Annotated in this window: 14 protein-coding genes and 1 tRNA gene; 2 read left to right on the top strand and 13 right to left on the bottom strand. The window is 38.1% G+C overall.

Annotated elements, in window-relative coordinates; all coding sequences use genetic code 11:
* Nucleotides 1–45 precede the first annotated feature (45 nt).
* The 4 genes from gap to rpoN form a co-directional block, all read right to left on the bottom strand.
* Nucleotides 46–1,053: a type I glyceraldehyde-3-phosphate dehydrogenase gene (gene gap / locus WQ54_RS07140; RefSeq protein ID WP_046514089.1), complete on the bottom strand. Its 1,008-nt coding sequence runs from the start codon at nt 1,051–1,053 to the stop codon at nt 46–48.
* 110 nt (nt 1,054–1,163) lie between these two features.
* The gene (locus WQ54_RS07135) at nt 1,164–2,183 is read right to left on the bottom strand and encodes a sugar-binding transcriptional regulator (protein ID WP_046514086.1); all 1,020 of its coding nucleotides are present in this window, start codon (nt 2,181–2,183) and stop codon (nt 1,164–1,166) included.
* Between the two features lie 143 nt (nt 2,184–2,326).
* Nucleotides 2,327–2,560, bottom strand: coding sequence for a glutaredoxin family protein (locus WQ54_RS07130; protein ID WP_046514082.1), 234 nt, complete (start codon nt 2,558–2,560; stop codon nt 2,327–2,329).
* A gap of 156 nt (nt 2,561–2,716) precedes the next feature.
* Complete coding sequence (gene rpoN / locus WQ54_RS07125; protein ID WP_046514079.1) at nt 2,717–4,006, bottom strand: RNA polymerase factor sigma-54; 1,290 nt, start codon at nt 4,004–4,006, stop codon at nt 2,717–2,719.
* Between the two features lie 893 nt (nt 4,007–4,899).
* Between rpoN and WQ54_RS07120 the strand changes: the two genes are divergently transcribed.
* Nucleotides 4,900–5,070, top strand: coding sequence for a hypothetical protein (locus WQ54_RS07120; RefSeq protein ID WP_046514076.1), 171 nt, complete (start codon nt 4,900–4,902; stop codon nt 5,068–5,070).
* 37 nt (nt 5,071–5,107) lie between these two features.
* On the opposite strand, the gene WQ54_RS07115 is transcribed toward WQ54_RS07120, so the two are convergent.
* Nucleotides 5,108–5,183, bottom strand: a tRNA-Arg gene (locus tag WQ54_RS07115).
* Nucleotides 5,184–5,547: 364 nt separating this feature from the next.
* On the opposite strand from WQ54_RS07115, the gene clpP reads away from it, so the two are divergent.
* A complete protein-coding gene (gene clpP / locus WQ54_RS07110; RefSeq protein WP_046514074.1) occupies nt 5,548–6,144 on the top strand; it encodes an ATP-dependent Clp endopeptidase proteolytic subunit ClpP in 597 nt (198 codons plus the stop codon).
* 546 nt (nt 6,145–6,690) lie between these two features.
* On the opposite strand, the gene WQ54_RS07105 is transcribed toward clpP, so the two are convergent.
* From WQ54_RS07105 to WQ54_RS07075, 8 genes are all read right to left on the bottom strand, one after another.
* Nucleotides 6,691–6,948, bottom strand: coding sequence for an HPr family phosphocarrier protein (locus WQ54_RS07105; protein WP_046514071.1), 258 nt, complete (start codon nt 6,946–6,948; stop codon nt 6,691–6,693).
* Between the two features lie 28 nt (nt 6,949–6,976).
* Nucleotides 6,977–7,927, bottom strand: a complete 951-nt coding sequence (gene whiA, locus WQ54_RS07100) for a DNA-binding protein WhiA (protein ID WP_046514068.1) — start codon at nt 7,925–7,927, stop codon at nt 6,977–6,979.
* 29 nt (nt 7,928–7,956) lie between these two features.
* Nucleotides 7,957–8,925 (bottom strand): YvcK family protein, encoded by a 969-nt coding sequence (yvcK, locus tag WQ54_RS07095; RefSeq protein WP_046514065.1) that lies wholly within the window; start codon nt 8,923–8,925, stop codon nt 7,957–7,959.
* A gap of 3 nt (nt 8,926–8,928) precedes the next feature.
* The gene (gene rapZ, locus WQ54_RS07090; protein ID WP_046514062.1) at nt 8,929–9,837 is read right to left on the bottom strand and encodes an RNase adapter RapZ; all 909 of its coding nucleotides are present in this window, start codon (nt 9,835–9,837) and stop codon (nt 8,929–8,931) included.
* Nucleotides 9,838–9,910: 73 nt separating this feature from the next.
* The gene (locus WQ54_RS07085; RefSeq protein ID WP_046514059.1) at nt 9,911–10,369 is read right to left on the bottom strand and encodes an 8-oxo-dGTP diphosphatase; all 459 of its coding nucleotides are present in this window, start codon (nt 10,367–10,369) and stop codon (nt 9,911–9,913) included.
* 506 nt (nt 10,370–10,875) lie between these two features.
* Nucleotides 10,876–11,826, bottom strand: a complete 951-nt coding sequence (gene trxB / locus WQ54_RS07080) for a thioredoxin-disulfide reductase (RefSeq protein WP_046514057.1) — start codon at nt 11,824–11,826, stop codon at nt 10,876–10,878.
* A gap of 375 nt (nt 11,827–12,201) precedes the next feature.
* Nucleotides 12,202–12,330 (bottom strand): hypothetical protein, encoded by a 129-nt coding sequence (locus WQ54_RS35220; protein ID WP_269431554.1) that lies wholly within the window; start codon nt 12,328–12,330, stop codon nt 12,202–12,204.
* A 13-nt stretch (nt 12,331–12,343) separates the two neighbouring features.
* On the bottom strand, nt 12,344–13,795 hold the full coding sequence (locus WQ54_RS07075) for a lipopolysaccharide assembly protein LapB (RefSeq protein WP_046514054.1): 1,452 nt from the start codon (nt 13,793–13,795) through the stop codon (nt 12,344–12,346).
* Nucleotides 13,796–13,898: the final 103 nt, after the last annotated feature.

Genomic DNA, 13,898 nt, shown 5'->3' with positions numbered 1-13,898 from the left:
ACCCTTATTTAGTTCATTCTTAAAACAAGAATTTCTTCTTAAGGATTAAAGACCTTTAGATGCGATGTAATCAGCAAGGTCAACTACACGGTTAGAGTAACCAGTTTCGTTATCATACCAAGAGATAACTTTTACCATTTTACCTTCCATAACCATTGTAGATAATGCATCGATTGTAGAAGAGTTTGTGTTACCATTGTAGTCGCCAGATACTAGCGGCTCTTCGCTGTAACCAAGAACGCCTTGAAGATCGCCTTCTGCTGCTTCTTTAAGAGCTGCATTTACTTCTTCAACAGTTACTTCTTTATTTAACTCAGCAACTAAGTCAACTAAAGAAACGTTTGGAGTTGGAACACGAACTGCTCCACCGTTTAATTTACCTTTTAATTCAGGTAATACTAGAGATACCGCTTTAGCTGCACCAGTTGAAGTTGGAATCATGTTCTCAGCTGCTGCACGAGCACGACGGTAGTCTTTATGTGGTAAATCTAAGATTTGTTGGTCATTTGTGTATGAGTGAATAGTAGTCATCATTCCGCGATTGATACCGAATTTATCATTTAAAACTTTAGCAAATGGAGCTAAACAGTTAGTTGTACAAGAAGCGTTAGAGATTACATCGTGGCTAGCTGCATCGTATTTGTCTTCGTTAACGCCCATAACGATTGTAATGTCTTCATCGCTTGCCGGAGCAGAAATGATAACTTTTTTAGCACCTGCTTCTAAGTGTTTCGCAGCGTCAGCACGTTTTGTGAAGAATCCAGTAGATTCAACAACGATTTCAACACCTTGCTCACCCCAAGATAATTTTGCAGGGTCACGCTCAGCTGTAACTTGGATAGTTACTCCGTCAACAACAAGGTTATTACCGTCAACAGAAACCTCAGCATCTAATTTTCCGTGAACAGAATCATATTTTAAAAGATGAGCTAACATGTTAGCATCTGTTAAATCGTTAACAGCAACTACGTCAACGTTAGGATTTTTTAAAGCTGCACGGAATACATTACGACCAATACGACCAAAACCATTAATACCGATTTTTACTGCCATGATAAATTTCCTCCTTTAATTATGTTCTAAGGCCAGAACCTTTGAACGTTAAATACAAAATTGGTTGTTTGATCCCTTATAAGGAATAAAACATATATAATTAGGGATTATTAATCCCTTATTAACTCATTTGCAGCACCTTCATCTGTAACAAGAACAGAATCTAATGCTTGTTTCATGTAGGCTTTTATCGCCTTTGCTTTAGATGCACCGCCGGCAACTGCAATAACATGTGGTACTTCACCAATGTCATCAAGCTGAATCCCAACCGTTTGCACCTTATGTACAATTTCACCCTCTTGGTCAAAATAATAACCAAACGCTTCTGCAACAGCATTTCCGTTTATGATTTTCAGCATATCCTTTTCAGAAGTTCTCCGGCGCTCTGCCATTGTCTTAGCGTCTCCTATTCCATGAATGACCATACTTGGGGATTTCATTGTCGTAAGAAGCTCTTTGATTGAGGGTTCCTCAATAATGGATTGGTAAGCTTCCTTGCTTAGCTGGTCTGGGACATGCAAAAGCCGGTAATTCCCGCTAGCACGTTCAGCCATCTTTGCACAGATTGTGTTCGCTTGATTCTCCACTGTCTCTCCCAGCCCGCCTCGTGCAGGGACAAAAAGAATTTCACGATTTTTACTGTCAGGAGTCATCATTTCGGCAACAGCAGCAAGTGTGGTTCCTCCAGTAACAGCGACGATATTTTTCCCGTCTAATCGTTTTTTTATACATGAAACACATGCTCTTCCCATTTCTTTTTTTACCCATGGGGATTGATCACTATCTCCAGAAACGACGATCACCCTGTTAAGATTAAATTTCTCTTTTAATTTATTTTCCAAAAGAGTTAATCCTAAAACGTCCTTCATCATTTCTTCAAGATCAGACAAAAGAGATTTTCCTTCCTTTGTTAAGCTCATACCTGAAGTGTGAATATCAACCAAATTCTGATCTTTTAGAAATTGAACTTCACTTCTTAGTATTCGTTCACTTAACCCAAGGCTAGTTGAGAGGCTTCTGCGTCCAATCGGCTGCATTAATCGAATGTATTGCAGAACTTGATAGCGTTTTTGCATAACCTCTAAAAGGTCAGGCAATAATTTTTTTTGTACTTCTATTAATGATTTCATTTGCTATCCCTTTCTGAGTCGAGTTGGACTGATATCGTCCCGCTATGACTTATTATGTCCCGCTCACTCAAAAAAAAATCTCCCTGCTACAATTTTATTTTAACAGGGTAAAATCGCAGTTTCAAGAATTGTTTCTCGACTTTTTAAAGTAAGCGTTTTCTAATAGCATCTTTTTCCAAAATCCCGTATGAAACAACCTCATTATCAATTTTTACAACTGGAATCATAATTTGATAAAGCTCTAAAAGCTGATCATCCTGGTAAATGTCTACAATTTCATACTCAAAGGGGATGTCTTTTTGAATGTCTTGTAAAATTGCCAAACCCTTATCACATAAGGAGCAGTTTTCTTTTGAGTAAAAAATGACGTTTTTCATGTTAACTCCTTGCCCTTCTGATTTTATATCTCCTATTAAAAATGAAAACTCTGTAAAACTTTTCTGCTGGTTTTCTGTTTCAGTCGCTTGCTTTTAGGTTGAGTATGGGAGACTTCTCAACCGTGCACCTTGAGAGGTCTCACCTTTCCAGCTATTCTAATACTGCCTTCTTATAGCAGAAGTAGGAATATTCAGCTGCTCGCGGTATTTTGTAACCGTCCTTCTTGAAATAGTTATACCATACCTGGTTTTTAGTTCATTTGCAATTTTTTGATCTGATAATGGCTTCTTTTTATCTTCAGATTGAATTAAGTCCTGCAGTTTCATTTTAACTGATGCAGTTGAAATTTCCCCGCTATCTTCATCAAGCTTATTGGAAAAGAATGATTTCATACTTAATAGGCCCTGTGGGGTTTGAACAAATTTATCCTTGACCGTTCTGCTGACCGTCGATTCATGAATTTCTAAAACATCTGCTACATCTTTAAGTGTTAACGGCCTAAGGACCGTTTTTCCGTGAACGAAAAACTCCTTCTGCTTTTGGGCAATAACCTTCATCACATTCATCATGGTTTCTTTCCGCTGTTCGATTGCTCTTTGCAGCCATTTCCCCTGTGATAGCTTTTTAGAATAATAGTCTTTCGTTTCCAAATCCAATACAGGATTCGATGGATCTAACGGCTCACTTACAATTACTTGGGGAAGAAGTTCATCATTAAAGATAATCTGCAGCTTATTTTTTGCCCTTTTCACAATAATATCAGGTGTCACATACCCTTCCTCTTCACTTTCATACTTTAATCCCGGCCGCGGTTCAAGCTTTTTAATCAAATCCTGAATTTCTTGGATGTCACTGATTGAGACATGAACCTTCTTCGCAAGTTCTTTCCATGATTTTTCTGCAAACGAGCGAAAATGGTCCGTAATGATCGTTTCAGCAAGTGTGTTCCTGACGGGCAGTCTCCTTAGCTGTAATAAAATACATTCTTGAAGTGAACGGGCCCCAATACCAGCCGGTTCCAAGCTTTGGAGAAAATACAGCTTGCTTTCTAATAATTCTTCCTGAACATTAAGGACAGGTGCCAGATCCGTAAGGTCATCTTTTAAATACCCATTTGCATCTAGCGCATCAATTAATAAATCAAGACATGCACGTTCAGTCTTATCCAACGAAAAATCAATCAGTTGATTACGCAAGTGGTCTCGTAAACTCGTTTTCTCTTTAATAGTATTCTCGATAAAGGATTGTTTATTAGATTTGGCACTTCGCTTTCGAAAGCGTGAGCTATAGGTTTCTTTCACTTCAATAAGGGGATTTTCGATTGTGAGTTCCTGGACATATGAAAGGAGATCCGCTGAGGAATACTGCAAAAGCGTAATAGCCTGCTGCAGTTCTTGAGTCATCTTTAATTTTAACGTTTGTTCTTGAATTAACCCAATTTTCATATTAACTTCCTCCTATACTACATTCTACTCGAAATTAGGAAAAATCGTACTTCGTAAAGCGTGATCACCTTGGTAATCGACATCCGAACCGGAAAATCTGTGAAAAGACCTAGTCATTTGAGCCTAGATACCAACAGTAAAACGCTTACAATTAACTTTAACTATTAACACTTCTAACCCCATCCTTACTGCCCATTAATAGTTATCCTACTACATGCTTATGTTTTTGTCATAAAAAAATGCTGAAATTAGAAGAATAAACGCTAAAACGAGGATAATATTTGTTTTTTACTCCACTCAAAACAAAATAATGGGACTGCCTTAAGGTCCAGCCCCGTGCTTTCTTCCTTTTCTTCGTCTTTTAAGCTAATTGATCTCAAAGCATGTATAAAAGGAGAAGAAAGCTAAAATACATGATGGAAAGAAAAGCACCAGGTTGAAATTTTAGAAATTCAGGTATATCAAGTTCACACACCTCAATATGTCATAGGGTCCATTTATTTTTAACATGGTTTAAAGCGCATTGATAATTTTTGCACGATTTAAATGAAACTCATATTCAAAAAGAGAATGAAGACATCAAGCAGGCTCAAGCTTCAGGGGTACTCTTGGACTGCCTGTTTACAATTTAGCAGTGTCTTACAAATTAGTGTCTCCAAAATCTGTTTATTACTTAAATAACAAAAATGACTAAATTGATTCTACTTATCATCACATGATTTTAGTATCATACAATCTGTTCCATTAAGCTACAAAAACCCTTAAAACATGAAAAAAAGGCGTCCGTTCGGCCCCCTTATAGTTAGATTGTAAAAGATCTATGAGGTTATAGAAACTTTTTAAAAAAATCATCGTATTATTAATGAACTAAATATAGTACGAGGTGGTAGAAAATGCGTAAAGACGAACCAAATTACTCTGCATGCGGCAAGACAATCGAAGGGGATGATCTTGTTTATGTAAAAATGCGTTACCCAAAGCGGAAAGGGATGACTGAAATAAAAGCCTATTTAAAAAATGAAGGAAACTTTATTTGTGAAGATTGTTTCCATAATAAAAAATAGCAAGAGTTGAGCTAATCTCAACCCTTGCTATTTACGACGCGCTCGGAGGGATTCGAACCCCCGGCAGACGTGGTACCGGAAACCACCGCTCTATCCAACTGAGCTACGAGCGCATAATGTTGTCAGTAAGGAAAATTATACGGGAAACTGCTGAGAATTTCAACTGTCTTTTTATAGTAAAATAACAAAAAAATTCGTTAAATGGCTAAACCCGGATTTTCATTATATATTTCGTTTGAAATGCTTTAAATGTGGGAAACATGATTACATGTTATGATTATGCTGTACATATTATAGGATAAACATGGTTAAAAAAGGTTTTTATAGTCTTTTTGTTTGACCTTTATTGACCATAGTTGTATGATGGAATTACATAAAGCAATACAATTGGTGTTACAGAATTATGTTCTAAAGGATTACATAAGACTGATTTTCCTTTAGTACAATCTTTCTTACTTTTAAAGGAGGAATGGAAGAATGAATTTAATCCCTACAGTTATTGAACAAACAAATCGTGGTGAACGTGCGTATGACATTTATTCTCGTCTATTAAAAGACCGTATTATTATGCTTGGCAGCGGTATTGATGATAATGTCGCAAATTCAATTGTATCACAGCTATTATTCTTAGAAGCAGAAGATCCAGAAAAGGATATTTCCATCTATATTAACTCACCAGGCGGATCTATCACTGCTGGTATGGCGATCTATGACACAATTCAATATATTAGACCAAGCGTTTCAACGATTTGTATTGGGATGGCAGCTTCTATGGGTGCATTCTTGCTTGCTGCTGGTGAAAAAGGCAAACGCTTTGCCCTTCCTAACAGTGAAGTTATGATTCACCAACCACTTGGAGGAGCCCAAGGTCAAGCAACTGAAATCGAAATCGCTGCAAAACGAATCCTATTCTTGCGTGATAAATTAAACAGAATCCTATCTGACCGTACTGGCCAGCCGCTTGAAGTAATCGAACGCGATACAGAGCGCGATAACTTCATGACTGCAGAGCGTGCCCTTGAATACGGTTTAATTGATAAAGTGTTAGAGCGTAATATTCTTGGAGAAAAGTAATTTTTAGGGAAGCCCTTCATCTTATTGATGAAGGGCTTTTTATTTGATATGGGCCTTGATGAGGGGTGTGAAGGACTTTTTCTTTGCTTCTTCTACCTGTTTTAGCATTCATTGGCATTATGAAGGACTTTTTCTCTGCTTCCACCACCTGTTTTGGCCTTCATAGGCAATATGAAGGACTTTTTCTTTGCTTCCTCTACCTGTTTTGGTTTTCATAGGCATTATGAAGGACTTTATCTTTGCTTCCTCCACCTGTTTTGGTCTTCATAGGCATTATGAAGAACTTTTTCTTTGCTTCCTCTACCTGTTTTGTCCCTCATAGGCATTATGAAGGTCTTTTCCTCCCCTTCCTCCACTTGTTTGGGGCTTCATAGGCATTATGAAGAACTTTCCCTTTCCTTCCACCACATATTTTATCTTTTAAAAATGTGTATATAACTCTTTTCTTGTTAACTTACCAGTTTGAGCTTTATTAGGAAACTTTTGTTTGTAAAATAAATATAAAAATAGCACACCGCCAATTTCCTAAACGGTGTGCTTTCCTCTTTATCCTTCTTGCTGGACATATTTTGCTAAGGTTTCAACGGCGTCTTGCTCGTCATTGCCTTCAGCAATTAGGGTAATGTTAGAGCCTGAGCTGATTGCTAAGCTCATGAGCCCCATGATACTTTTGGCATTTACCTTTTTGCCGTCTTTTTCTAAAAAGATATCTGATGCAAAACGGTTTGCCTCTTGAACAAATAAAGCAGCTGGACGAGCTTGCAAGCCAGTTTTCAGGTGAACTTCAACTTGTTTTTCAACCATAAATATCTCCTCTTCTCTTTTTGTATTTTTATTTTAATGATAGCGGTTGTCCTGATCTAAGTTGGTCAGCAATTTGGTCTAATTTTCGTAAGCGATGGTTTATACCAGATTTGCTAATTGTTCCGCTTGATACCATTTCTCCAAGTTCTTTTAAGGTTACATCTTGATACTCGACGCGCAGCTTGGCGATTTCCCTAAGCTTATCGGGAAGTGCATCCAAGCCGATTTTATCGTCGATGAATCGAATATTTTCTACCTGTCTTAGTGCAGCACCAATTGTTTTGTTTAAATTGGCTGTTTCGCAATTGACAAGGCGATTAACTGAATTTCTCATATCGCGGACAATTCTTACATCTTCAAAGCGCAATAAGGCTTGGTGTGCGCCAATAATATTCAGAAACTCAGTAATTTTTTCAGCTTCTTTTAAATAAGTGATAAAGCCTTTTTTTCTTTCTAGCGTTTTACTATTTAAATCAAATGTATTCATTAACTCGCAAAGAGAATCATTGTGCTCTTTATATAGCGAGAAAATTTCGAGATGATAAGAGGAAGTTTCTGGATTGTTTACGGAACCGCCTGCAAGAAATGCGCCGCGGATATAAGAGCGCTTGCAACACTTTTTCTTCACAAGTGATGGCGATATACTCCTTATCAAGGAAAAATCTTCCTCTAGGATTTGTAAATCCTCTAAAATACTTCTAGCCTTTTCAACAAGGCGGACAATATAAACATTGTTCTTTTTCAATCTCATTTTTTTCCGAACGAGCAGTTCGACCGAAACTTCATATTGTTTTTTTAATAACGTATAGATACGCCTTGCGATTGCAGCATTTTCCGTTTGAATATCCACCATAATCGTTCGATTAGAAAAGAAAAGGGATCCATTCATTCTAATGAGTGCAGACAGCTCAGCTTTAATACAACAAGGCTTTAGTTCTAAGTTCGTTAGTTCTTTTTTCGTTTCAGATGCAAATGACAACCACTGCACCCCCATTCTAAGACATGCACTTATGTTAATTCCTGCTGAAGAATACCATATAGAAGTTTAGCCACTTTATTCGTATCATGCCTAATCACATTATTTTCATAACTTACAATTTTATCTGTTATGACTTGAAGTCCCAATGCCTTTAGTTTTTCAATGTCATAATTGACTGGCTTGGCAAGTTCCTCTTCATATAATGCTTTAATATGATCGGGAATTTCCTCTTTATTAACAAGAATTGTATCCATAAATGTGCACTTCATATGATCATATAACGCTTTGACATGATCACTGGCAGAATAGTTTAATGTTTCTCCTGCCTGTGTCATCACATTGCAAATGTATACCTTTTTAGCCTTCGCCTTGCAAACCTCTTCCCCTATTTTCGGAACAAGAAGGTTTGGTAAAATACTTGTGTACAGACTTCCCGGTCCAATGATGATTAAATCCGCTTCCTGAATCGCATCAAGTGTTTCAGGCAATGGTTCAATATCATCAGGACTTAAAAAGACCCGTTTAATTTTCTTACCTGAGAACGGAATTTTGGACTCACCGGAAACGAACGTGCCATCTTCCATTTCCGCATGTAAAATCACGCTCGTATTAGCAGCAGGCAATACTCTGCCGCGTACATTTAAGACCGTACTCATTTCTTTTATTGCATGGACAAAATCACCTGTAATGTTTGTCATCGCTGCCAGGATGAGGTTGCCTAGTGAATGTCCTATTAAGTTATTTCCTTTATTAAAACGATGCTGAAAAAGTTCCTCAACAAGAGGTTCAACATCGGATAAAGCGGCCAATACATTGCGAATATCACCAGGAGGTGGGATGTTCAATTCATCGCGGAGCCTGCCGGAGCTCCCGCCATCATCAGCGACTGTAACAATAGCTGTTATATCAAGCGGAAACTGCTTTAATCCCCTCAAAAGAACGGATAAACCAGTTCCGCCGCCTATGATGACAACCTTTTGCATTTGTTCCTGTCCCATTAATTAACGATGCTTCCTCTTCTCAATATCCCGGTGAGACACTTGAGTATGATAGTCATCCTTATAATAGTTTGCAATGTATTCGGCAAGTGTAACTGAGCGATGCTGTCCTCCTGTACAACCGATCGCAACAACAAGCTGGCTTTTCCCTTCCCGCTTATAATAAGGAAGCATAAATGTCAGCAAATCAATGAGTTTTTCTAAAAACTTTTGTGTTTCATTCCATTTCAGCACATAGGAGGACACTTCCTCCTGTAAACCAGTTTTTGGCCTCATATGCTCAATATAATGCGGATTAGGCAAGAATCGAACATCAAATACAAGGTCTGCATCAATTGGGATACCATATTTAAAACCAAATGAAGTAACATTCACGGTGAATGTATGTTCAACACTTGATGAAAATTGCTTAAGAATTTTTTCTCTTAGATCTCTTGGCTTCAGGTCCGACGTATCATAAATAAGCTGTGCCCTGCCTTTTAACTCCTCAAGAAGATCGCGTTCTAATCCAATTCCCTCTAAAGGAAGACCTTTTGATGCTAATGGGTGTGACCGTCGCGTTTCTTTATATCGTGTAACAAGTGTTGCATCTTTTGCATCAAGAAAAAGGATCTGCGGAGTGAGCCAGGTGCTTTCCGCTAAATCATCAAGAGCTTGGAAAAGATGATCAAAGAACTCTCTTCCGCGGAGGTCCATGACTAAAGCAACCTTATTCATTTTTGCTCCTGATTCCTTCATCAATTCTAAAAATTTAGGCAGCAGTGTGGGAGGCAAGTTATCAACACAAAAATATCCCAGGTCCTCAAAGCTTTGAATGGCAACGGTTTTACCCGCACCTGACATACCCGTAATGATGACCATTTGTACATCATTTGGAGTAGTTGTTTGCTGCTCATTTTTTTCATTTGTCATCGTTTATTCCTCCTCTCTACTGATACCCTAGCTCTTTTATTAGTATAAAGTGAAATCTTCGCAAGCTCGGTCATTATTGCGGATCCAAACGATAGGAAATCAAATGATAATCAGGTGTATATGTAAAGGTTCCATATAGCATGCCCGTCCCTTTAATGACATAATCTAATATATGGTGGTCGCCAGGAGCCATCGGCAAATGCTGAATGTCTTCCTTTTCATGCCACTTAATCGTTCCTTCCTCAGATTCCAAGACATTTGTTCCTTGATAATCTGTAGCCAGGAACGTAAACATCATCCATTCAGAAACGATCTCTTTTCCATCCTGAATGATGAAGGTGAATACTCCCTTCAACTGAGGATTTTTAATGTATATGCCTGTTTCTTCACGGTATTCACGGGTGACTGTATCCTTGATTGACTCACCTAACTCCATTTTCCCTCCAGGAGCTACCCACCAGCCTCTTTTTGGTTTTTGCAGGAGAAGTACTTTGTTTTCTTCTACTAAGACGCAATTTGTCACTCGCTGCAACTTCTTCACCTCAATTTTCACATGAAATCAAAAACGTAATGGAGTTTTTATCTTCTGTCAGAAAACCGCTAAAACACACGGACTGGGTGATTCATATTCCCTTCTAACGGCTGACATTCATTTCATTTTAGAAACATTTGTTACGTTCTTCACTTTCTTTCATTTATTATACTATTTTAATTGTGTCTTAACAACGAAACACATCATAGTTGTTTTTCTATATGTATATACGTTTGAAGTATAAAACAGTTTCATTAATTTTAAAAAAATTGTTTTAAAAAAGAGACCTATGTAGATAACCTGTACTAATACATGGACAAATAAAAATAAAACAGCTTTGGGGACAAAAAAAGGGAGCATGGGAAAGGGCGCCCATGCTCTAAAATAAGTCTATTTATAAAAGGGGGTCAATTACTAATTATATAATAACCTATAATTGTTTCACCCATGTTACAGGTAAGTTAAAACAGAATTACGAATTCGTTAAACAAGCTTCATAATCATTCTTACTTAACTGCTTTTAGCTTTTCAGCTAGTTCTTCAATATAATGCTGAGCGCTTTGAGCTGCTATACTTCCATCACCAGTAGCTGTGACAATTTGGCGCAGCATTTTTTCACGGATATCTCCAGCTGCGAAGATTCCTGGTACCTTTGTTTCCATGCGGTCATTTGTTTCAATATAGCCATTTTCATTTGTGATTCCAAGGCTTTTAAACGGCTTAGATAATGGCACCATTCCGATGTAAATGAAAACACCATCTGTTTTAAATTCTTTCTCTTCCCCATTAATTGTATTCACAAGGGTTACGCTGCCAACTTTTCCATCTTGGTCATGAATTTCTTTGACTGTATGGTTCCAGATGAATTCCACTTTTTCATTATCAAATGCACGTTGCTGAAGGATTTTTTGTGCTCTTAATTCATCACGGCGATGTACAATCGTTACTTTAGAAGCAAAGCGTGTTAAATAAACTCCCTCTTCAACCGCTGAGTCTCCGCCGCCGACTACTAAAAGCTCTCTTCCTTTAAAGAATGCACCATCACATACCGCACAATATGATACACCGCGGCCGCCCAGTTCTTTTTCACCTGGCACGCCAATCTTTTTATATTCTGCACCCGTTGTGATAATAACAGCACGTGCTTTGTATTCTTTTTTACCTGCTTTTACAATTTTGTACTCTTCACCATCAACGATCTCTTGAATGTCGCCATAAGCATATTCCGCACCAAATTTCTTCGCATGATCAAACATTTTAGTTGATAGCTCAGGTCCTAAAATATGATCAAATCCTGGATAGTTCTCAACCTCTTCTGTATTGGCCATTTGTCCCCCTGGCACCCCGCGCTCAATCATAAGCGTAGAAAGGTTGGCACGTGATGTATAAACAGCTGCCGTCATACCAGCTGGACCTGCACCTGCGATGATTACGTCATAAATTTTTTCTTCAGACACGAATGCTCACTCCTCATACGTTGTTTTGTTAAAGTTACCTGTTATATTAAGAAGACATCAATCAAACTCATCTTCAAATCGGCACCATCATTCGTACTTCGTCTTCTTTTAGTTTACCCTACAAACATCCTATAAAATTAAAACGAATCTTGCCATTTTTTTGCTCAAACTAAAAGCGGAAGGCGCCCGCTTATCGGCGACAAGCATAAGGCGAATAGGAATAGAAGGTGTTCTTTACCTTCAATTCCTATTTGACTTATGACTCGAGCCGATGGTGCCTGGAGCTAGAAACCGACACTAAGTTCAAATTTTATCTTTCTTAACATTTAAGAAAAGCGGAAGCGCCTCGAACAGCTCCGACAAGCATAAGACGATTTAGAATAGAAGGCGTTTTTTTCCTTCAATTCTAAATTGGCTTATGACTCGAGGAGCTAGGCGCTGCAGCTGGATGTCGAAGCGCTTATACTCAGTACCGAGCATTTTTATCGTTTCTAAAAACACCAAAAGCCCAAGCTCCTTAATCCGCTAACTCTCTCACATATTTTATATATTTCCCAATCGTTGAAGTTGAAACTCGATACATATCTGCAACATTGGTTTGGCTAACAGATTGGTTCTGCTTGTGTCTCCAGTTATAATACAGTGCTGCGGCCCAGCCTGGACGATTTTTCAATGAATATCCTTTTTTAAACGCTCTGACAAGAGTACGAAAAACAAATAAGAAGAGCTCATCATCCTCTTCATGAACAAATAATTCATTTGCGATATGATAAATTGAGGCTATGTTATCATAGGAAGCATAATCCTTTGACAATGCCATCTCAATAAATTCCTTTTCCAATTGAGATTGAGGAACATTCGCTTTTTTATAGCCAAGAATTTGGTCTTCATTATTTGTTTGCACAGCAAGGAATACAGCATATAGTCTTTCTTCAAGTGTCAAACTTTTCATACGCTGTTCACTATGTTCCCCTTGATGGTTCCACGGCTCAGACCCGGCCTTGCTCTTATTTTCTTTAAGAACCCGTTCCCACATTTGCTCTGCAAACGTAATATGACCGGTAAAATAAGCGGCATAGGACAGCCAATAATAAAAGGTATCATCCCCTTCAAAGCCTTGCTTATAGAGGGATCGAAGCCATTTATATGCGAGAGGATAATACCCAACTAATGCGAAGGTTGCACCAAGCTTATAGCGGTGCTCATATAACAGCGGATGGACTGAGGACAGCACATTTGCAAGCTCATCCACTTTATCATCCTGGCGTTCATAATAATAAAAAACTAATAAATTGCAGTAGGCATGAAGATTACCAGGATTGCGCTGCAGGACTGTTTGTAAATATTCCTTCGCCTTATCAACCTCTCCAACATAAAAATAGGCCAGCGATAAATTATTATGGGCAGACCAAAATTCAGGGTATTCTGCGACAATTTCTTCAAGCAATAAAATTGCCTCTTCAAATTGGCTGCTTTCGAGGAGTGACTTTGCTGCATCCTGTTTTAAAATTAAATCATCAGGATCTTTTAAGAATGGATCTTCATCATCATCTTCCATTGTAAGAAGCTCAATGAGATCCTCATTTTCTATTGTAAATTCACCAAATGGTTCCTTATTTGCATATTCAGTTGCACACTTGTATGCTTCCTGAAATAATCCAAGATGTGCGTAATTGTTTGCCATAAAGTAGTGACACTCATTCATGTCTTTATCAACTTCATCAAGTATATAGGAAAGCAATTCATTTGATTGGCTGTACTTTCCCATATCTGTATAAATAGTTGCGAGCTGGGATAGCTTAACAGAGTCCTTTGGATCTAACTCAATTGCCTTTTCCAAATATTTGCTTGCTTTTTGAAGGTTTTGTTCTCGATATGCCTTTAGGCCTTTATGATAATAATATTGTCCATCTTGGAGAAACGGGACAACCTGTGCTTTTTGTTGTTGTTTGCTCAATTGTTTTCCCACTGAAATCCTCCATTTCATTCATTTCACCGTAGGTAAGTATACCACAAGATCAGCCGGGAACAATAGTAGGAATGCAGATTGAGGACGGGGAGATTTTGGTTTT

Source organism: Bacillus sp. SA1-12, from assembly GCF_000981385.1.
Lineage (GTDB): Bacteria > Bacillota > Bacilli > Bacillales > Bacillaceae > Metabacillus.
The sequence above is the reverse complement of the archived record's forward strand: the minus strand, read 5'-3'. Positions and strand labels throughout refer to the sequence as shown.

Excerpts from the sequence above, each read along its gene's own strand:
- clpP (WP_046514074.1), top strand. The coding sequence starts at position 5,548 with ATGAATTTAATCCCTACAGTTATTGAACAAACAAATCGTGGTGAACGT.
- WQ54_RS07105 (WP_046514071.1), bottom strand. The coding sequence starts at position 6,948 with ATGGTTGAAAAACAAGTTGAAGTTCACCTGAAAACTGGCTTGCAAGCT.
- rapZ (WP_046514062.1), bottom strand. The coding sequence starts at position 9,837 with ATGACAAATGAAAAAAATGAGCAGCAAACAACTACTCCAAATGATGTA.
- yvcK (WP_046514065.1), bottom strand. The coding sequence starts at position 8,925 with ATGGGACAGGAACAAATGCAAAAGGTTGTCATCATAGGCGGCGGAACT.
- gap (WP_046514089.1), bottom strand. The coding sequence starts at position 1,053 with ATGGCAGTAAAAATCGGTATTAATGGTTTTGGTCGTATTGGTCGTAAT.
- WQ54_RS07130 (WP_046514082.1), bottom strand. The coding sequence starts at position 2,560 with ATGAAAAACGTCATTTTTTACTCAAAAGAAAACTGCTCCTTATGTGAT.
- WQ54_RS07135 (WP_046514086.1), bottom strand. The coding sequence starts at position 2,183 with ATGAAATCATTAATAGAAGTACAAAAAAAATTATTGCCTGACCTTTTA.
- rpoN (WP_046514079.1), bottom strand. The coding sequence starts at position 4,006 with ATGAAAATTGGGTTAATTCAAGAACAAACGTTAAAATTAAAGATGACT.
- WQ54_RS07120 (WP_046514076.1), top strand. The coding sequence starts at position 4,900 with ATGCGTAAAGACGAACCAAATTACTCTGCATGCGGCAAGACAATCGAA.